Here is an 18,726-nt window from a genome sequence, read left to right as displayed (position 1 = left end):
TCCGTCCGGTTCTCGGCTCGGGGCATTCATGCGCTACTCTGTCAAAGCCCACATGGCGCCGCATTACGCGAGCGCCCCCGTAGCTCAGGGGATAGAGCGTCTGCCTCCGGAGCAGAAGGCCGCAGGTTCGAATCCTGCCGGGGGCACCACACAAAATGCCATCTTTTTGACTCAGCTCGTTCGGCGACTGAATTCCGCAAATTCGGATTCACTTATACGCTTGGCGGGTGACCAGCCCCGTCCTGCGGGTCGTCCCAGCCGACCTGCGCCAACTGGCGCAACGCTGCGCGATGCTGGCGGGCCAGGTCGCACCGCAGTTACCAACACTTCCAGCGTCCGCATGGCAGACCAGCAGTGCAGCATGCAACACCACCAACACTGGCGCCGGCACGGCCGCAGCGGCGATGCGCGCCCGGCTGACAGCCAACGCGACAAAGCTCACCACCACCGCCGACGAATACGAGGCGACGGACAACAACGCCGCAGCCGCCCTGACCGCGGTCGCCCAGCGAGCAGGCGGCCCCCCACCCTTGGCCCCGCACTCCGGCGTCGACGCCGGCGCCGGCGCGCTCGGAACCGGCAGGTAGGCCGCGATGTCCGGGCTACCGACACTGACCGAAGTCGAAGACGCCACCTGGGATCACCTGATCGCCAACGCCACCGCCTGGACCAACCTCGCCGACTCCTGGGAAGCCGCGTTCACCGAAGTCCGCGACGCTGCGACCAGGCCCGGCGGCACGCCCTGGACCGGCGCCGGCGCCGAAGGCTTTCAGCGCCGATCCGCCGCAGATCTGGTCAAAGTCCACGGTCCAGCCGACGCGCTGCGCAACGCCGCCACTACCGCCACCCGCGGCGCGCAGACCCAACACAACAACAAAGCCGAGGTGCTCTACGCCGTCGCCGCCGCCGAACGCGATGAATTCCGCGTCGGCGACGACTACGCCGTCACCGATACGTGGCCCTACTACAGCTCCACCGCCGAGCAGGCTCAACGCGAGCAGGCCGCGGCCGATCATGGAAGTTTCATCAAGTCCCGCGTGGCCAACCTGGTCACCAACGAAGACCAGATCGCCCGCGACCTGACCACCGCAACAACAGGTCTGCACTACTTCGCCTTCGGCGAAGACGGCGCCCATGACTCAACCGGTGCCGGCACGAAACCGCAGACGCCGGCTCCGCTCACACCAGATCCATCAGATGCGGTGCGGCAACGCGATCAGGCGATTGCCGATGATCCCACCGCAGACCCGGCGGCGCGCCGACTGGCCCAGGAACGTCTGGATGACTTGCGGAATTCGCAGTTCATCGGCCCCCTGCCAACCGATCCGGTGCTCGGGGGCGACGCGCGTACCCGCGCCCAAGCCAGACTGCAGTTTCAGCGTTTCCTCGAATCCGGGCGGGCCTATTCAGACCGGCCACCCCTGACACCCGATCAAGCAACCCAGATGCTCGATCGGTGTGAGTTGCAGGCTCGGGAATTGGTCCTGGGAGGCTTCGCCGACCAGTTGAAATCGGCGGGGGTGTCCCCGGCAGGGATCAGCCAAGCACTCGAAGAGGTGCGAAGCGGCAAGTCGCCCCGACAGCTGATCCACGAAGCGGGGTCTGAAATCTCCACCGGAGTAGGTGGTTTGGGCAGCGGACTCAGTTCGCAGGCGAATGCCCTGCCCCAGGGTAGGCATTGGGGCAACGCTCCGACGTGGTCTGCGGCAGACGTCGATGCCCTTAAGACGCTGGGCCGCAGGGTGGGCATTGCCGGTTTCGGGCTCGACCTCTTAGTAACCGCCGATGACATCTGGCAGGGAGCTCCGGCTTACGAAGAATGGGCCAAGCTTGGCGGACGCAATCTCGGCGGTGCGGTTGGCGGATTCGCCGCAGGGGTAGTTTGGGGTTCGCTAATTGGGCCGGAGGGCAGCGTAATTGCGGGCCTTCTCGGCGCGGCTGGGGGCGGGTTGCTCGGGGACAAGATAGCTACGTGGGGACTGGGCGGATGATGCTGAGCGATCTGATGTTCTGGGTGTTCGCCCTGTGTTTGGCGGGCGGAGTCGTGCTGTCATTTCTCAGTATCGACCGAAATGTCCAGCGGCGCTGGTACTGGAGCCTCGCCTGCCTTGCGGGGGCGGCTGGCGTCCTGTCGACGTATCCGACGTGGGAAGGCGCGGCAGCGCGGGGACTGATGCCCACGGTGTCAATGGTGGTGATGGCGTATGTGTGGACGCCCCACATCAAGATTGGCGGAAAAATCTATGCGCTGACGATCACAGACCCTGACCCCGACGATGAACCTGCGACAACCGATCCCACGCAGCAGGAGATTGATCCACATCCAGACTCCTACAGCGGACTCCTCACCGCCACTACCCTGTGGTGGTCTCTCGTCGTACTAGGTGCGATCGCCGCCGGAAACGTCTACTTCGCCACTACCGGGGAAGGCGAGATCTGGGTCGGCCTGATGGGTGGCACCTTCTTCGCGATGCTATGTGCCATCACCGCATATGGTGACGCCAGCTGGCGTTACCCGATAGCGCGCGGTCAATACATCCCGTTTGTGGTCGCCTCCGTGATCACCGCAGGCGTTTTGCCCCTGCTCTACCTGCCCCTCTACTACATGGGCAAACGCCGGCCACTGCGACGCAAGCAGTCCATGGAATATCTGGTGCACCCCCGGCATCGAAAATAGGAGGACTGGATTTCATGGTGACTGGTAACTGGTGGCTGGCGACGACATCTTGAGCGGAACTCCCTTTGCCAAAGCCCCCAAACTCGGAGGGCGCAGTACCGGCGCATGGCTCGGGGGATTCGCGGCAGCGGCAGCTTGGGGTTCGTGGATGGGGCCGGAGGGCAGCGTAATTGCGGGCCTTCTCGGCGCGGCTGGGGGCGGGTTGCTCGGGGACAAGATAGCTACCTGGGGACTGGGCGGATGACGCTGAGCGACCTGATGTTCTGGGTGTTCGCCCTGTGTTTGGCGGGCGGAGTCGTGCTGTCATTTCTCAGTATCGACCGAAGTGTCCAGCGGCGCTGGTACTGGAGCCTTGTTTGTATCGCGGCGGCGGCGGGCGTCCTGTCGACGTATCCGACGTGGGATCGCGCAGCGGCGCTGGGGTTCACGCCCGTGGTGATAATGGTGGGCTTGGCGTATCTCGCGACCCCCTACATCAAGATCGGCGGCAAGATCTACTCCTTTGTTGACAACGGTTGAAAGTCCGGCCAGTCGCGACGGTTGAAAAGTAGGCCACCCAATCAGATTGGATGGGTGATCTCCTTGGAAGACTGGGCCTTGATCCGGCATCTTCACCGCAGCGAAGGGTTGTCGCAGCGGGCTATCGCACGGCAGCTGGGTATTGCGCGCGACACGGTCGCCAGCGCGCTGGCCAGCGATGTTCCACCGAAGTACGAGCGGGCGGCGGTGCCGTCGGCGATCAGCGAGGTGGAGCCGCGGATTCGGACGGTGTTGTCGGTCTATCCGCAGATGCCGGCGACGGTGCTCGCCGAGCGGGTCGGGTGGGCCGGTTCGATCTCGTGGTTTAGGGAGCGAGTCCGGGCGATCCGCCCGGAGTACCTGCCTGCCGATCCGGTGGATCGGCTTGAGCATCCGCCAGGTCGGGTGATCCAGTGCGACCTGTGGTTCCCCGCGCCCAAGATTGCGGTGGGGTTCGGCCAAGAGGCGGTGCTGCCGGTGCTGGTGATGGTGGCGGCGTTTTCTCGGTTCATCGCCGCGGTGATGCTGCCCTCGCGTCAGACCATGGATCTGGTGGCCGGGATGTGGCAGCTGCTTTCGGGCAGCTTTGGCGCGGTGCCCCGTGAGCTGTGGTGGGACAACGAAGCCGGGATCGGTCGTCGTGGCCGGTTGACTGATCCGGTGACGGCTCTGGTGGGCACCCTCGGGTCGCGGCTGGTGCAACTCAAACCCTATGACCCCGAATCCAAGGGGGTGGTGGAGCGGGCCAACCGGTACCTGGAGACCTCGTTTCTGCCCGGGCGTAGCTTCACCTCACCGCAAGACTTCAATAGCCAACTGCAACTGTGGCTTCCGATCGCCAACCGCCGTCGGGTGCGGGTCCTCGATGGGCGACCCGTCGACTTCCTCGATTCCGATCGAGGCCACATGCTGGCGCTGCCACCGGTGCCACCGTTGGTGCAGTCGGTGACTTCGGTGCGATTGGGGCGTGACTACTACGTGCGGGTGGCCGGCAATGACTACTCCGTGGACCCGCGAGCGATCGGCCAACTCGTCGAGGTGAGCACCACCTTGACGCAGGTGACGGTGAGCAGATCGGGGCGCCTGCTGGCGGCTCATGACCGCTGCTGGGCGAGGCGACAGACCCTGACCGACCCCGCCCACGTGCAGGCTGCCGCGGCGTTGCGTCAGCAGTTCCAGGCCAGCCCACCCTTGGCGGCCGGTGATCATCCGATGCGGGATCTATCCGACTATGACCGGGCCTTCGGTGTTGATTTCCTCGGCAGCACCACCGCCTCCGACGGGGAGGTGGCGTGAGCATGGCCGAGGACCCGATGAAGGCCGTTGTGCACTACGCCCAAGCGCTCAAGGCCCCGCGTATCCGCGAGTCGGCCGCCCGGCTGGCCGACCAAGCCCGCGACGACGGCTGGACTCATGAGGAGTACTTGGCGGCGGTGCTCTCGCGGGAGGTCGCCGCCCGCGAAGCATCCGGCGCGGCGACCCGCATCCGCTCCGCCGGATTCCCGACCCGCAAATCGTTGGAGGACTTCAACTTCGATCACCAACCAGCTCTGAACCGAGACATGATCGCTCATCTCGGCACCAGCGCGTTCCTGGCCAAATCCCGCAACGTGGTGCTACTCGGCCCACCCGGCACCGGCAAAACCCACCTCGCCATCGGATTGGCCATCAAAGCCGCCCAGACCGGGCACCGCATCGCCTTCGCCACCGCCGTGGACTGGGTCGCTCGCCTCAAGGCCGCCCACAACGCCGGCCGGCTGCCCGCCGAGCTGGCCAAGCTGCGTCGCATCGGTCTGCTCGTCGTCGACGAGGTCGGCTACATCCCGTTCGAGCAGGACGCTGCGAACCTGTTCTTCCAACTGGTCTCCAGCCGCTACGAACACGCCTCGCTGATCCTGACCTCAAACCTGCCCTTCGCCCGCTGGGGCGACGTCTTCGGAGACCAGGTCGTGGCCGCAGCCATGATCGACCGCATCGTCCACCACGCCGACGTCCTGACCCTCAAAGGCTCCAGCTACCGCCTCAAAGACACCGGAATCGCCACCTTGCCCTCCGCCAGAGCCGACAACACGGCACAATAACCACGACCACGTGGCCTACTTTTCACCGTCGCTTCTGGCCTAGATTTCGACCGTCGTCAACACTCCTTGACGATCATCGACCCCGACCCCGAAGACACACCCGCGACAACCGATCCCACGCAGCAGGAGATCGATCCGCATCCAGACTCCTACAGCGGGATCCTTACCGCCACAATATTCTGGTGAGGCTCCTCGTGCCCGCGCTGACCGCCACCGCAAACGTCTACTTCGCCGCCGAGGGACGAGGGGAGATCTGGGTCGGCGCCATGAGCGCCACCTTCTTTGCCCTGATAATTGTCGGCGCCGCCTACGGCGACGCCAGCTGGGGCTACCCCATCGCGCGCGGCCAATACACACCGTTCGCCGTCGTATCGGTGATCACCGCAGGCGCTTTGCCCCTGATTTACCTGCCCCTCTACTACATGGGCAAACGCCGGCCACTGCGACGCAAGCAGTCGATGGAATACCGAGCACACCCCCGGCATCGAAACTAGGAGGACTGGATTTCTTGGTGACTGGCGACGACATATTGAGTGGAGCTCCCTTTGCCCAAGGGTCCGCTCAAACACAGAGGTCGCGGTCTTGGGGGCTGGTTAGGAGGATTCACCGCAGGGGCGACGCGCGGTTCATTGGTCGGGCCCGAAGGCACCGTGGTTGTCGGACTTGCCGGCCCTATTGCAGGTAGTTTTGGCGGGGAGTTAGCAGTGGAGAAAGCGATGGGCGGCTAATGGTGAGGAATCTGGCTTTCTTCGTAGTAGTCTTGTGCTTCTTTACGGGATTTGTCCTTTCGTTTCTCAAAATCAGCATTCACGCTCAGCGGCGGATCTATTGGAGTTCTGCCTGCATTGCAGGGGTTTTTGGCGTCCTGGCGACATATCCCACGTGGAAAAACGCAGCCGGGGGAGTCTTTTTCGCGTCGGCGATGGCCATCGCAGCGTATGTATCGACTCCCTACATCAAGATCGGCGGAAAGATTTACTCCTTGACGATCGAAGACCCCGACCCCGAAGACACACCCGCGACAACCGATGCCGCACAGCAAGAGATCGATCCACATCCCGACTCCTACAGCGGGCTGTCACCGCCACAACCATGTGGTGGGCTCTCGTCGTACTCAGTGCGATCGGCGCCGGAAATGAGTATTTCGCCGCCATAGGAAAAGGCGAGATCTGGGTGGGCGTCATGAGTGGTGCCTTCGCCGCAATGCTCGCCGTCGTGACCGCATACGGCGACGCGAGCTGGGGCTATCCGATTGCGCGCGGCCAATACCTACAGTTCGGCGTCAACGCCGTCATCACCGTGGGCATCTTCGCCCTGCTCTACATGACCGCCTACTACATCGGCCAGCGCCGGCCCCTGCGACGCAAGCAGTCGATGGAATACCGAGCACATCCCCGCCACCGAAAGCTGGACGGCTAAACCCGCCGGCAGAATTTCACTTCGCGCACAGCGGAATCGCCCCATCCCACTCCCCCGCTGCCCCTACGCTCAGCCATGTGACGATTCGCCTTGGCTTCCAGATCCCCAACTTCTCCTACGGCACCGATGTTTCTCAGCTCTTCCCCACCGTGATCGCTCAAGCCCGCGAGGCCGAGGCCAGCGGCTTCGACGCCGTTTTCCTGATGGACCACTTCTACCAACTGCCCATGCTGGGCGCCCCCGATCAGCCGATGCTCGAGGCCTACACCGCCCTGGGTGCGCTGGCGACGGCAACCGAAACGGTGCAGCTGGGCACCCTGGTCACCGGCAACACCTACCGCAACCCGGCGCTGCTGGCCAAGATCATCACCACGCTGGACGTGGTCAGCGGCGGGCGCGCCGTCCTGGGCATCGGCACCGGCTGGTTCGAGCTCGAACATGACCAGTTGGGTTTCGAATTCGGTACCTTCACCGACCGGTTCAACCGGCTCGACGAGGCGCTGCAGATCATCCTGCCGATGATCAAAGGTGAGCGGCCGACCTTCGAGGGCAAGTGGTACCGGACCCGCGAGGCCGTGGCCGAACCGCGCTACCGCGACCACATTCCGCTGTTGATCGGCGGCAGCGGCGAGAAGAAGACCATCCCGATGGCGGCCCGGCACTTCGACCACCTCAACCTGATCACCGGGTTCGACGAGCTCCCGCAGAAGATGGACGCGGTGCGGCGCAGCTGCGAGGAAGTGGGCCGTGACCCGGCCACGCTGGAAACCACCATGCTGCTCACCGCACTGGCCGGTGCGAACCTGACCGCCGATCAGATCCCGGCCCCGATCGCACAGCGCGCGGTGGCGGGCAGCCCCGAGTCGATCGCCGAGCAGATCAAGACCAAGGTGCTCGACGCCGGCGTCGGCGGCGTGACCATCAACGTCCCCGGCTACACCCCAGGCCTGGTCGCCGAAGTCGGTGCGGCGTTGCGTGCGGTGATCGACGCCGGATAGCGGGGTTCCCAGCCACTCAGCCCGCACCGGTCAGACGTGCGGCGGCGAGCATGCGCTGGCCGCTGGCCTGCAGATGTGCCCGCATCGTGGCGGCGGTCCGGGCCGCATCGCCGGCGATAACGGCGTCGGCGATCGCCGCCAGCGCAGTCCGTACGGCGCCGGCGTCCGCGAAGGCCGCGGTGAGCTCATGCTCGCGCCCACCGAAACCCTGCTGCACCCAACCGAACATCAGGGCCAGGGCGCGATTGTGGGTGGCCTGGATGAGCACCGCGAAAAACGCAAGCTCCGCGGTCTGAAGCACTTCGGGGCGGTCGGCTGCGCGCACGAACTCCAACGTCGGGCGCAACGCCGCCAGGTCCTCGGATGTAGCACGGCTGATGGCCAGCTCGCCGATGAGCAGACCGAGCGCCTCCCGGATCTCCAACAGCTCGGCAAGGAAGTCGGGACCCAGCTTGCGCAGCAGGACCCCGACGATCGCCGGATCGGTCAGCGCCGCGGGCTCACGCACCAGATTCCCGCTGCCCTGCCGGGCTTCGATCAGCCTCATGTGCTGCAACCGGGCCAGCGCCTGCCGCAGCGAGGTCCGGTTGACCCCGAGTTGTTCGGCCAGATCACGCTCCGGCGGCAGCACCGAACCCGGCGGATAAGCGCCGTCGACGATCGCCTCGATGATCGACGTCGCGATCTGCTCGTCGAGGCGCCGGCGCTGCGGTTGCCCGATGGGGCTTGACTGGTCCATTGGCTCAACCAATACAGTACGCAGGATGACGTCAAGTGATGTGGCATCGGCGGCCGCGGCCCGCTGGCGCGGACAGTCCGGTCGCCTTGAGGTGTGGTACGCGACCCTGTCGGATCCGGTGAGCCGCGCCGGCCTGTGGATCCACCACGAGATTGTCGCGCCGACCGACGGCGGCCCGCCGTTCAGCCATGGCTGGATCACCTGGTTTCCGGCACAGGGCGAACCGCAGACTCAGCGGCTCGGCCCGGAGCCGCTGGCGCCCCACGAGCACGACGGCAGCTGGTACCGCGGCGCCGGTGGCCGGGTCGGCCCGGGCTTTCTTAGTGGACGCGCCGGTGCCATGGAATGGGACCTGCGCTGGACAGACCCCGCAGCGCCGCTGTGGACCTTCCCCCGATTCGTCTGGGAGCGCGAGCTGCTGCCCGGCGCGCAGGTGGTGTTGGCCCCGACCGCCGAGTTCCAGGGAACGTTGTCGCTCAACGGGACTGCGCACAGAATCGACGGATGGCGCGGCGCGGTATCGCACATCTACGGTCACGGAAACGCCGAGCGGTGGGGCTGGATCCACGCCGATCTCGGCGGCCAGGACGCCCTCGAGGTCGTCACCGCGGTATCGCGACGGCCAGGCCTGCGCGCGCTGCGGCCGGTGGCGTTCATCCGGTTGCGCGCCGATGGCCGGGACTGGCCGGGCAGCGGCCTGCCGGCCGTGCGGGTGCGCACCAGCCTCGACCTGCCGAGGTGGCAGCTGGAAGGACGAATCGGCAGGCGTGACATTCGAATACGCGTCGATCAACCGGCCGAGCGATGCGTCAGCATGCGCTATCAGGATCCCGACGGCGCCGTCGCGGTGTGCACCAACACCGGGCAGGCCGATATCCACATCGAGGTCGGCCGGCACCGGCGCGGCGTGCGCATCGTGGAACGCAGCTGGTCGGTGTCGGGCACCGGACATGCCGAGATCGGCTTCCGCGGCGACGCGGCGCCCACCGTCAACGAAAGGTCGCTTGGATGAGTTTTCTGCTGGATCCCCCGATGCTGGTTGCCGCCGGCGTCTTGATCGAACGTGAAGTCGATGTCGCCGAGCGTGATCTGGCAGAGGCCGCGGTGCTGGGGACCTTCTTCGGGGCATCCTTCGGGCTGTACAACAACGTCCCCGGCCTGGGCATCATGTGGCGGCCCTTCGGCTCGCGCGACGGCCGCGACTTCATGTGGAACAGCGGGATTCTGCGGCTTCGCACCGAGTCGTTGGGATGGCGCGCGCACGCTGTGGCAGCGGTCCTCTTCGCGACGTATCCGTTCTTCCTCAAATTGGGCCGCCGCCTTGGTCGGCGTCGTACTGCCGGCCGACTCACGTTGGTCTCATGACACTCGCCGGCCGCGCCGCCGCGTCGTTTGGTGCCGCGCTGTTGCCGCAGGAGCACGGCGGCCCCCCACCAGAGGTGCTCGTCTCCCGGATCGAGCGTTACGTCCGACAGCTGCCCAGTGGCACCAGGCTCGCGGTACGCGCCGGGCTGCTGTCGATGGCGGCAGCCGGCTACCTGGGGACCGGCCGCACCGCGCGCCGCCTGCCGCCCGATGCGCGAGCGGCCGTCCTGCGCCGCATCGCCGGACTCGGCGCAGCCACCGAGGCGGCAGTCGACGGCCTCAAAGCGGTGGCACTGCTGGCCAATGGCGCCGACACCTTCGCGGGCGAACTGCTTGCACACGCGCAGTCGACCCCGGTCGTGCGGCCCGACGCAGCCCTGTCGGTCACCGCTTCGACCGAAGCCGCCACAGCGATTCGGGCCGACGCCGTGGTTGTCGGCTCCGGCGCCGGTGGCGCCATGGTGGCGCGGACCTTGACGCTAGCCGGCCTGGACACGGTGGTCCTCGAGGAAGGCCGGCACTGGACGTCCGAAGAGTTCCGCACCACCCACCCGATGGACCGCTATGCCGGTCTCTACCGCGCCGGGGGCACCACGCTCGCGCTGGGCCGCCCGCCGCTGGTGCTGCCCATCGGCCGCGCCGTCGGTGGCACCACCGTGGTGAATTCGGGCACCTGCTATCGCCCGCCGGCAGACGTGCAACAACGATGGCGGGATCACTTCGGTCTGGCACTTGCCGATCAGGACGTGCTGGCACGCGCACTCGATGACGTCGAAGCCACCCTGCAGGTCGGCCCGGTTCCCCACGACATCATGGGCCGCAACGGCTCTCTGCTCTTGGCAGGTGCCCGCGAACTCGGCTGGAGCGCTGCGCCGCTCACCCGCAACGCCCCCGGCTGCGGCGCCTGCTGCCAATGCGCGTTGGGCTGCCCCCGCAACGCCAAGTTCGGGGTCCACCTCAACGCGCTGCCGCAGGCGTGCGACGCCGGGGCCCGCATCATTTCCCAGGCCCGGGTGACCCGCGTGTTGCATTCGGGTGGTCGCACCCGAGGGGTCCGGGCGCTGCGATCCGACGGTTCCACCTTCGAGGTGCTCGCATCGACGGTGGTGATCGCCAGTGGCGCCGGCGAGACGCCGAAACTTCTGTGGCGCAGCCGACTCGGCGGTCATCCGCGTCTCGGCCGCAACCTGGCCCTGCACCCCTCGGTCCCGCTGGCCGGCCGTTTCGACGAAGAGGTGTACGCCTGGAACGGCGTCCTGCAAAGCGCTGCGGTCGAGGAGCTGCACCGGTCACACGGCATCCTGATCGAGGCCACCGCCACACCGCCCGGGATGGGGTCGATGGTGTTCCCGGGCTATGGCCGGGAACTGCTGAGCTGGCTCGACCGGGCGCATCACATCGGGTCGGTGGGCGCCATGGTTGCCGATGAGGGCGTGGGGCGAGTCGTCAGAACAGCGCGCGGCCCGGCCGTGCTGCGCTATGACATCACTGATCGGGATCTGGCCAAACTGGTGGTGGCGATCGAGGCCATGGGCCGCCTGCTGTTTGCCGCCGGCGCGGTGGAGGTGATCACCGGCCTGTCCTCGGCGCCCACGGTGTCCTCGGTTGCGGAGCTGAGCGACGTTCTGCGCCGGGCCGATCCCCGGCGCCTGCACCTGGCGGCATTCCACCCGACGGGCACCGCCGCCGCCGGAAGCGACGACCAGCTGTGCCCGGTCGATGAGCGCGGGAGACTGCGCGGAGTGGACGGCGTCTGGGTCGCCGATGCGTCCATCCTGCCCAGCTGCCCCGAGGTCAATCCTCAGGTGTCGATCATGGCGCTGGCCCTGGCGGTGGCCGACGAGGTGGTCGCCTCGCGGTGTTGAGCGGCCGCCCTCAGCCCAGCACCGTGCGCATCAGCATCACGTCGTAGGCGTTCCACAGCGACAGGGTGAAGTACACCTCTTTGCCGGTCGACCAGGGGTGCATGTAGGGCGCGTAGATACCGCCGGGAATCTGGCCGGTGGGGATCAGCGTCTGCTCGGCGCTCCACGGACCCTGCGGCGTCGGCGCGGTGCGGGCCACGACGTCGTTGCCGCCGTTGCCGTACAGCGCCAGGTACTGCCGCAGATAGGTGTTGTACTGCACCGACATCTCGCCCACCGGTCCGGGGATCACCGGTGTGGCCGCAGCCGGGTTGTTGGGCACCCACGCCCCGGTGTCGCCGTTCCAGTACTCGTATGTGGTCACGTCCGGAATGGTGCGCTCGGACACCCGCGACAGGTACGCCGAGCCGCTGCGGCCCGAAGGCGTGCCGTAGGAGTACAGATAGCCGTCGTTGCCGCGCAGGAACGCGCCCATCTGAAACTTCTCGTTGCCCGGCACGAAGCGGGCCCGTGGGACGTTCTCCGGCGATGTGGACCGCACGGTGCCCGGATAGACGCCCCACGTTTCGCCGTTGTCGTTGGAGACCGCGATCGCCGAGTAATTGGTGGACCACTCGCCGTCGCGGCCCCACTTCTTGATCGACATGAAGTTCATGTACTGGTTGCCGGCAATCCCGATGGCGGCAGTGGGGATCATGCCCTCCTGGTGGGGCGCCAGTTGCACAGCGGGCAGAATCTGCTTGGAGAAATTCGCTTGCCGCAGTGGCGAACCCGAATATTTGTTGCCCACCGCTCCGGCGGTCACCGTGATGCCGTCGGACAGGTTGTTGTCCTGGCTGCGCAACAGCACGTTCTTGCGCCACTGCTTACCCTCGATACGGCAGTAGCCGAAGGTGTCGCCGAATGCCATGAGGATCTGCCTGTTGACGGGATCCCCGTTGTCCCAAGGAATGCCGAGGTCAGTTCCGGAGATGCCGAAGCGTTCCAGTGTCTTATTGGGGCTGTTGGGCCCGGTCACCCACTCCACCAGGGACGTCTGCGCACCGGCGATGGCCCCGCCGGGATCGGCGGTGGAGATGCCCTGGTCGGCGCCGACGTTCGGAACGGGCTGCACCGGCTGGGCGACGTTCGGGGCGGCCTGGCCGGCGGGGTTGGGAACCGGCGGCACCACCGCGGCCTGCTGCTTGATGGTGCCGTTCGGGTTGATCAGTGCGGCGATCAGCGGGCCCAGCTTGGGCAGCGGCGCCTGATCGTTGGTGCCGCGGGGCCGGCGCCCGGTCGGCATCTGACCCGCACCGGTGGTGGGCGATCCCGGCGGCGGGTCGATGTTGGCCTCGGGGGCGTGGCAGGTAGCGGCGTTGGCTGGTGGGGCGAATTCGGTGGCGGCCACCAACCCAAGAACCACCGCCGGCACCAATGCCGCCGAGACGATTCGACGCGTCGCCGACATGTCCCACCTTTCCCCGGACCCGGTGCCGGGTCTCACTCCCCTGCGACGATAGTGATTCCTGGGGCTGGTGTGGCGGGCGGTGAAGGAAAGAGATGTATCCGTGACGGTGTCGCAACCAGCAGGAAAGACAGCTCAGCCGGCCCGGGTGATCTCGGCGACTACGTCGGCCACGCCGCGCAGCTGGCCCAGATCCGAGCTGGTGGGGATCAGGTGCACCTCGTCGGTGCCCACCGCCGCGAACCCACGCAGCACCTCGGCGAGCTCGTCCTCGCTGCCCGCCCAGCCCGTTGACGGCGCCATCGCCTCGACGTACTCGGCGGGAATCCAGTTCATGTAGCGCAACAGGTGCCGGCGGACCTGGTCACGGGCAGCATCGCGATCCCCCAGCGCGAACCAGAACGACGTCGCCAGCCGCGGCTTGGCCCGGCCCGCCTGATGCCAGGCGTCGCGCGCGACGTCGAACAGTTCGTTCTGCTTGGCCACATCAAGGTCCATGGTTATTCCGGCCAGGCCCTCGGCCCACGACGCGGCACTGCGCAGCGTCTTGGGACCGATGGTGCCGACCAGCAGCGGCGGCCCACCGGGTTGCACCGGGCTCGGCCCCACCGGCAGCACCGACTCGGTGACCTTCTCCCCCGCCCAGACCCGTCGCATGATCGCCACCGCGTCGGCCATCGCGCGCATCGTCTGCGTGGCCGGGTCGGCGCCGACAGCGCGATAGTCCTCGACCCGGCCGCCCACGCCCAGCCCGACGGTGAGCCGGCCGTCGCAGAGCACGTCCGCGGTGGCCAGCGCCTTGGCCAGCATCACGGGGTCGTGCAGTTGCGGGACGATCACCGTGGTCACCAGGCGAACCCGCTCGGTCCACGCCGCCAGCGCACCCGCCAGCGTCAGGCTGTCCGGGTTGGCGAAGGCGATCCGTTCGCCCCAGCACAACGCCGAGAACGGCCCGTCGTCGATCGCGCGGGCCCAGTCGCGCAGCAGCGTCGCATTCAGGTCCGGTTCCATCACCGGCATGGTCATTCCCACGCGCATGACCGCGATTGTGGCATGCGCGCCGTGCACGGCCGACACTGGAAGGAATGGGAATCTCCTTCAATCACACCATCGTGGCCGCCCGGGACAAGCAGTCCTCGGCAGCGTTTCTGGCCGAGCTGTTCGGCCTGCCCGCACCGCAGCCCTTGGGCCACTTCCAGGTGGTCGCCCTCGAACACCAGGCCAGCCTGGATTACGCCGACGTGCCCGCCGGTGAGCCGATTCGGCCGCAGCACTACGCCTTCTTGGTCTCGGAGTCCGACTTCGACGCGATCTACGCCAAGATTTCCGACCGGGGGCTGGAGCACTGGGCCGATCCCGGCGGCACGCAGGCCGGCCAGATCAACCACCGCGATGGCGGGCGCGGTGTGTATTTCCGCGACCCCGCCGGCCACAACATGGAGATCCTTACCCGGCCGTACGGCTCCGGCGGTTAACCGCCGTTACTAGCCCGGAGTGTGGCCCCGCTGGCGCTCTTGGGTGCGGTAGTCGGCGGCCAGTTCGACGACGTGCGCGGGCAGCTCGCCCGAGGCCACGTCGGCCAGGCTGGTCTTCTCCAGCACCGAGCGCATGCTGGCCCGCAACGCCCGCCACACGTCGGTCAGGGCGGCGGTCGGACCGGAGTAGGGCAGATCGCCTACGCCGATGTCGCGAACGCTGGCCAGCGGACCGTCGATGCAGCGCAGCACATCCGCGACGCTGATCTGGGTTGCCGCCCGGGCCAGTTCGTAGCCGCCGTCGCGGCCGCGCTGGCTGCGCACCAGCCGGTCGGTGCGCAGATCGGACAAGATGTCGACCAGGAACTGCGCCGGAATGCCTTGCGCCGCCGCGATCTCATCGGTCTTGACCAGGGAGCCGGGCTCGGCGGTGGCCAGTTGGACCATCGCTCGCACCGCGTACTCCGCCTTGGCCGACATGCGCATTGCGAGCATTCTTCCATCTGGTGGGTCAATTGACTGCCGAGAGCACCGCTTGGGCGTATTCGGGGCGGCACACCACGAGGTCGGGCAGCAGGGGGTCGGCCCGGTTGTAGACCAGCGGCGAGCCGTCCAGGCGGGAGGTGTGCAGTCCTGCGGCCCGGGCCACCGCCACCGGGGCCGCCGAGTCCCACTCGTACTGCCCACCGGCGTGCACGTAGACATCGGCGGTGCCCTGGACCACGGCGGCCACCTTCACCCCTGCCGAGCCCATCGGCACCAGAACACCGTCCAGCCGGGCGCGAACGGCCTCCGAGATCGCCGGGGGCCGGCTGCGCGACACCGCGATCCGGGGCGCGCCGTCGGCGGCGGGCGGTGCGGCAACCGACGGGGTCGCCAGCGTGATGTCTCGTGCGGGCAGGGCCACCGCCCCGGCCGTCAGATCGCCGGCCTGCCACAGCGCCACGTGCACGGCCCAGTCGTCGCGGCCCAGTTCGCTGAACTCCCGGGTGCCGTCGAGCGGGTCGACGATCCACACCCGTTCGGCGCGAAGCCGGGCCGGGTTGTCGGCGCCTTCCTCGGACAGCACCGCATCCTGCGGCCGCGCCTGCGCCAGGGCGGCCATCAGGAATTCGTGGGAACGCCGGTCCCCGGCCGCCTTGCGCTCGGCTTCGCCGGCCCCGGCCAGTTCCTGGCGCACCGCCAGCAGCAGCCGGCCGGCCTCGGTGGCGAGGTGACCTGCCAGCTGGTGGTCGTTCACTGCCGGGCGTCGATCGCTGCGACCACCTGACGGGCCTGCTCGTCGATGCTGTCGTCGGAGGTCAGGCGCACGTCGGGATTACGCGGCCGCTGATACGGGCTGTCGATGCCGGTGAAGTGGGTGATCAAACCCGCCCGCGCCTTCGCGTAGAGCCCCTTGGGGTCACGCTGCTCGCACTCCTCGAGCGAGGTGTCGCAGAACACCTCGATGAAGTCGAACCCGGCGTCGGTGTGCACCTGGCGGGCCAGCTGTCGATGCTCGATCATCGGGCTGATGGCCGGCACCAGCACGATCTGGCCGGAGTCGGCCAGCAAGGTGGCCACATGGGCCAACCTGCGCAGGTTCTCGGCGCGGTCGGCCATCGAGAAGCCCAGGTCGGCGTTGAGGCCGTGCCGCAGGTTGTCGCCGTCGAGAACGTAAGCGGGCGTGCCTCGTTCGAGCAGCAGCTGTTCGACGCGCATCGCCACCGACGACTTGCCCGCACCGGAGAGGCCGGTCAACCACACGGTGCGCCCCTTGGACAACCGGTCCGCGGCGGTGACCAGCGACTGGTGCCGCACGGTGTTGGGGCTCGCCGCGCGCGGCGACACGTCGCGCAGCACCATGCCGGCGGCCACGGTTCCGTTGGTGGCCTGGTCGATCAGGATGAACGAGCCGGTGGCGTCGTTGCGGGTGAACTCGTCGAGCATCAGGGGCACCTGGGCACGCAGCGAGACCCGGCCGAGCTCGTTGAGCTTGAGGTCGTTGGCGTCTTTGTCGCGGTGCAAGGTGTTGACATCGAGGCGGTAGTCCAGCGCCATCACCTTGACCCGGGTGGTGCGGGTGGTGTGCTTGATGACGTAGTCGTTGCCCGGCTGCAGGGTCGCGCCGTCGGCCATCCAGCACACGGTGGCGTCGAAATCCTGAACCACGCGCGGCTGGTTGTTGGTCCGGGCGATCATGTCGCCGCGTGAGATGTCGATGTCGTCGGTGAGGCTCACCGAGACCGCCATCGGCGGAAATGCCTCGGCCACAGCGCCATTGGGCCCCTCGATCGCGGCGATCCGGCTCGGTTTGCCCGACGGCAGCACCACCACGTCGTCGCCGGGACGCAGCACGCCGCTGGCGACCGTACCCGCGTAGCTGCGGTGGTCGGCATGCTCGTGGGTCTGCGGCCGGATCACGTACTGCACCGGGAACCGGACGTCGACCAGGTTGCGGTCGCCGGCGATGTAGACCTCTTCGAGGTGCGACAGCAGGGCCGGTCCGTCGTAGAAAGGCGTCTTGTCGGACTTTGTCACCACGTTGTCGCCGAGCAGCGCCGAGATCGGGATGGTGGTCACGTCGTGGACGTCCAGGCGGGTGGCGAACGAATGGAAGTCGTCGCGGATCGCCTCGAATTTGTCGGCGTCCCAGTCGATCAGGTCCATCTTGTTGACGGCCAGCACGATGTGGCGGATGCCCAGCAGCGATGCCAGGAAGGTGTGCCGGCGAGACTGCTCCTGCAGGCCGTGCCGGGCGTCGACCAGCACGATCGCCAGCTGGGCGGTCGAGGCGCCGGTCACCATGTTGCGGGTGTACTGGATGTGCCCAGGGGTGTCGGCGATGATGAATTTCCGCTTGGGCGTTGCGAAATAGCGGTAGGCGACGTCGATCGTGATGCCCTGCTCGCGCTCGGCGCGCAGCCCATCGGTGACCAGAGCAAGGTCGGTGTAGTCGTTGCCGCGTTCGCGCGACGTGCGCTCGACGGAGGCCAGCTGGTCCTCCATGACCGCCTTGGAGTCGAACAGCAACCGTCCGATCAGCGTGGACTTGCCGTCGTCGACCGAGCCGGCCGTCGCGATTCGAAGCAGCGTGGTGGCCGCACCCATCAGAAATACCCCTGCCTCTTGCGGTCTTCCATGCCTGCTTCGGAGATCCGGTCGTCCGCGCGGGTCGCGCCCCGTTCGGTGAGCCGCGAGACCGCGGTCTCGGCGATCACCTCCTCCACGGTGGCCGCCGTGGACTCCACACAGCCGGTGCAGGTGACATCGCCGACGGTGCGGAACCGGACGGAGGTCTCGAACACCTCTTCGCCGTCGGCGGGCCGCAGGAACTCGTGGTCGGCCAACAGCATTCCGTCGCGCCGGAAAACCTTGCGCTGGTGCGCGAAATAGATCGACGGCAGGGCGATCTGCTCGGAGCCGATGTAGGACCAGATGTCGAACTCGGTCCAGTTCGACAGCGGGAACGCCCGGATGTGTTCGCCCTTGCGGTGCCGGCCGTTGTAGAGGTTCCACAGCTCGGGGCGCTGGACCTTGGGGTCCCACTGGCCGAACTCGTCACGGAAGCTGAACACCCGCTCCTTGGCGCGGGCCTTCTCCTCGTCGCGCCGGGCGCCGCCGAACGCGGCGTCGAACTTGTTCTCCCGGATCGCACGCAACAAGGTGACGGTCTGCAGCGGGTTGCGCGACGGACCGTCGTCGACCACCCGCCCGGCGTCGATGTCCTCTTGCACCGAGGCCACCACCAGCCGGACCCCGGTCTCCGCGACGAGCTCGTCGCGCGCGGCGATGACCTCATCGAAGTTGTGGCCGGTGTCGACGTGCATCACCGGGAACGGCAGCCGGCCCGGCCGGAAGGCCTTGACGGCCAGGTGCAGCATGACGATGGAGTCTTTGCCGCCGGAGAACAGCAGCACCGGACGTTCGAACTCCGCGGCCACCTCCCGGATGATGTGGATGGCCTCGGCCTCCAGCGTGCGCAGATGCGTGAGCTGGTACTGCCCGGCCGTGGTGGCTTCCGGCGGCGCGGCGACGTTGCTGGTCATGACTTCCTTGCCAGGGATACCCGGTAATCTTGGTGAGACTTACCATATTTGTTGGTTATGGCTGGCTATGCAACCAGTCGCACCGCGGTGCTGTCAACGTGACGCGTGCCAAC

20 protein-coding genes and 1 tRNA gene are annotated in these 18,726 nt (G+C 67.3%); 14 read left to right on the top strand and 7 right to left on the bottom strand.

Annotated features, from left to right (window positions below; genetic code table 11):
• Window positions 1-73 precede the first annotated feature (73 nt).
• The 10 genes from G6N14_RS03890 (at window position 74) to G6N14_RS03845 (ending at window position 7,694) form a co-directional block, all read left to right on the top strand.
• Window positions 74-149, top strand: a tRNA-Arg gene (locus G6N14_RS03890).
• A gap of 78 nt (window positions 150-227) precedes the next feature.
• Window positions 228-587 (top strand): type VII secretion target, encoded by a 360-nt coding sequence (locus G6N14_RS03885; RefSeq protein WP_163787052.1) that lies wholly within the window; start codon window positions 228-230, stop codon window positions 585-587.
• 6 nt (window positions 588-593) lie between these two features.
• Complete coding sequence (locus G6N14_RS03880) at window positions 594-1,991, top strand: hypothetical protein (protein ID WP_085133766.1); 1,398 nt, start codon at window positions 594-596, stop codon at window positions 1,989-1,991.
• Window positions 1,988-2,677, top strand: a complete 690-nt coding sequence (locus G6N14_RS03875; RefSeq protein ID WP_085133765.1) for a hypothetical protein — start codon at window positions 1,988-1,990, stop codon at window positions 2,675-2,677. The genes G6N14_RS03880 and G6N14_RS03875 overlap by 4 nt, the downstream gene beginning before the upstream one ends.
• Window positions 2,678-2,917: 240 nt before the next feature.
• Window positions 2,918-3,196: a hypothetical protein gene (locus G6N14_RS03870; protein ID WP_163787050.1), complete on the top strand. Its 279-nt coding sequence runs from the start codon at window positions 2,918-2,920 to the stop codon at window positions 3,194-3,196.
• A gap of 54 nt (window positions 3,197-3,250) precedes the next feature.
• Window positions 3,251-4,492: an IS21 family transposase gene (istA, locus tag G6N14_RS03865; RefSeq protein ID WP_085133763.1), complete on the top strand. Its 1,242-nt coding sequence runs from the start codon at window positions 3,251-3,253 to the stop codon at window positions 4,490-4,492.
• 2 nt (window positions 4,493-4,494) lie between these two features.
• Window positions 4,495-5,277 carry an IS21-like element helper ATPase IstB gene (gene istB / locus G6N14_RS03860; RefSeq protein ID WP_179960867.1) on the top strand — a complete coding sequence of 261 codons (783 nt, stop codon included), beginning with the start codon at window positions 4,495-4,497 and terminating at the stop codon, window positions 5,275-5,277.
• A 182-nt stretch (window positions 5,278-5,459) separates the two neighbouring features.
• On the top strand, window positions 5,460-5,771 hold the full coding sequence (locus G6N14_RS03855; RefSeq protein WP_133054881.1) for a hypothetical protein: 312 nt from the start codon (window positions 5,460-5,462) through the stop codon (window positions 5,769-5,771).
• A 688-nt stretch (window positions 5,772-6,459) separates the two neighbouring features.
• A complete protein-coding gene (locus tag G6N14_RS03850; protein WP_133054879.1) occupies window positions 6,460-6,696 on the top strand; it encodes a hypothetical protein in 237 nt (78 codons plus the stop codon).
• Window positions 6,697-6,773: 77 nt separating this feature from the next.
• Window positions 6,774-7,694: an LLM class F420-dependent oxidoreductase gene (locus G6N14_RS03845; RefSeq protein WP_085133759.1), complete on the top strand. Its 921-nt coding sequence runs from the start codon at window positions 6,774-6,776 to the stop codon at window positions 7,692-7,694.
• 16 nt (window positions 7,695-7,710) lie between these two features.
• Here the strand turns inward: G6N14_RS03845 and G6N14_RS03840 are convergent, their stop codons facing one another.
• Window positions 7,711-8,433, bottom strand: a complete 723-nt coding sequence (locus G6N14_RS03840; protein WP_085133758.1) for a FadR/GntR family transcriptional regulator — start codon at window positions 8,431-8,433, stop codon at window positions 7,711-7,713.
• A 25-nt stretch (window positions 8,434-8,458) separates the two neighbouring features.
• Here G6N14_RS03840 and G6N14_RS03835 point away from each other — a divergent pair, with 25 nt between their 5' ends.
• The 3 genes from G6N14_RS03835 to G6N14_RS03825 are packed head-to-tail and all read left to right on the top strand — an operon-like array spanning window position 8,459 to window position 11,663.
• Entirely contained in the window at window positions 8,459-9,445 is a 987-nt protein-coding gene (locus tag G6N14_RS03835; RefSeq protein WP_085133757.1) for a tocopherol cyclase family protein, read from the top strand.
• On the top strand, window positions 9,442-9,798 hold the full coding sequence (locus G6N14_RS03830) for a hypothetical protein (protein WP_085133756.1): 357 nt from the start codon (window positions 9,442-9,444) through the stop codon (window positions 9,796-9,798). Before G6N14_RS03835 ends, G6N14_RS03830 begins: the two co-directional genes overlap by 4 nt.
• On the top strand, window positions 9,795-11,663 hold the full coding sequence (locus tag G6N14_RS03825; protein WP_085133755.1) for a GMC family oxidoreductase: 1,869 nt from the start codon (window positions 9,795-9,797) through the stop codon (window positions 11,661-11,663). Before G6N14_RS03830 ends, G6N14_RS03825 begins: the two co-directional genes overlap by 4 nt.
• Window positions 11,664-11,673: 10 nt before the next feature.
• Here G6N14_RS03825 and G6N14_RS03820 read toward each other — a convergent pair whose 3' ends face one another.
• A complete protein-coding gene (locus G6N14_RS03820) occupies window positions 11,674-13,113 on the bottom strand; it encodes a glycoside hydrolase family 183 protein (protein ID WP_085133754.1) in 1,440 nt (479 codons plus the stop codon).
• Between the two features lie 132 nt (window positions 13,114-13,245).
• On the bottom strand, window positions 13,246-14,148 hold the full coding sequence (locus G6N14_RS03815; RefSeq protein ID WP_234808754.1) for an LLM class flavin-dependent oxidoreductase: 903 nt from the start codon (window positions 14,146-14,148) through the stop codon (window positions 13,246-13,248).
• A gap of 47 nt (window positions 14,149-14,195) precedes the next feature.
• On the opposite strand from G6N14_RS03815, the gene G6N14_RS03810 reads away from it, so the two are divergent.
• Complete coding sequence (locus G6N14_RS03810) at window positions 14,196-14,585, top strand: VOC family protein (protein WP_085133753.1); 390 nt, start codon at window positions 14,196-14,198, stop codon at window positions 14,583-14,585.
• A 9-nt stretch (window positions 14,586-14,594) separates the two neighbouring features.
• Here the strand turns inward: G6N14_RS03810 and G6N14_RS03805 are convergent, their stop codons facing one another.
• The 4 genes from G6N14_RS03805 to cysD are packed head-to-tail and all read right to left on the bottom strand — an operon-like array spanning window position 14,595 to window position 18,613.
• Window positions 14,595-15,071: an Rrf2 family transcriptional regulator gene (locus tag G6N14_RS03805; protein WP_085133752.1), complete on the bottom strand. Its 477-nt coding sequence runs from the start codon at window positions 15,069-15,071 to the stop codon at window positions 14,595-14,597.
• A 25-nt stretch (window positions 15,072-15,096) separates the two neighbouring features.
• Window positions 15,097-15,825 carry a 3'(2'),5'-bisphosphate nucleotidase CysQ gene (locus G6N14_RS03800; protein WP_085133751.1) on the bottom strand — a complete coding sequence of 243 codons (729 nt, stop codon included), beginning with the start codon at window positions 15,823-15,825 and terminating at the stop codon, window positions 15,097-15,099.
• Window positions 15,822-17,675 carry a sulfate adenylyltransferase subunit CysN gene (cysC, locus tag G6N14_RS03795; RefSeq protein WP_085133750.1) on the bottom strand — a complete coding sequence of 618 codons (1,854 nt, stop codon included), beginning with the start codon at window positions 17,673-17,675 and terminating at the stop codon, window positions 15,822-15,824. Before cysC ends, G6N14_RS03800 begins: the two co-directional genes overlap by 4 nt.
• Window positions 17,675-18,613, bottom strand: a complete 939-nt coding sequence (gene cysD, locus G6N14_RS03790) for a sulfate adenylyltransferase subunit CysD (RefSeq protein WP_085133749.1) — start codon at window positions 18,611-18,613, stop codon at window positions 17,675-17,677. Before cysD ends, cysC begins: the two co-directional genes overlap by 1 nt.
• Window positions 18,614-18,726: the final 113 nt, after the last annotated feature.

This window comes from Mycolicibacter hiberniae, assembly GCF_010729485.1.
In the GTDB taxonomy this organism is placed as follows: domain Bacteria; phylum Actinomycetota; class Actinomycetes; order Mycobacteriales; family Mycobacteriaceae; genus Mycobacterium; species Mycobacterium hiberniae.
Note: the sequence above shows the minus strand (reverse complement) of the source record. Positions and strands in the feature narration are given on the sequence as shown.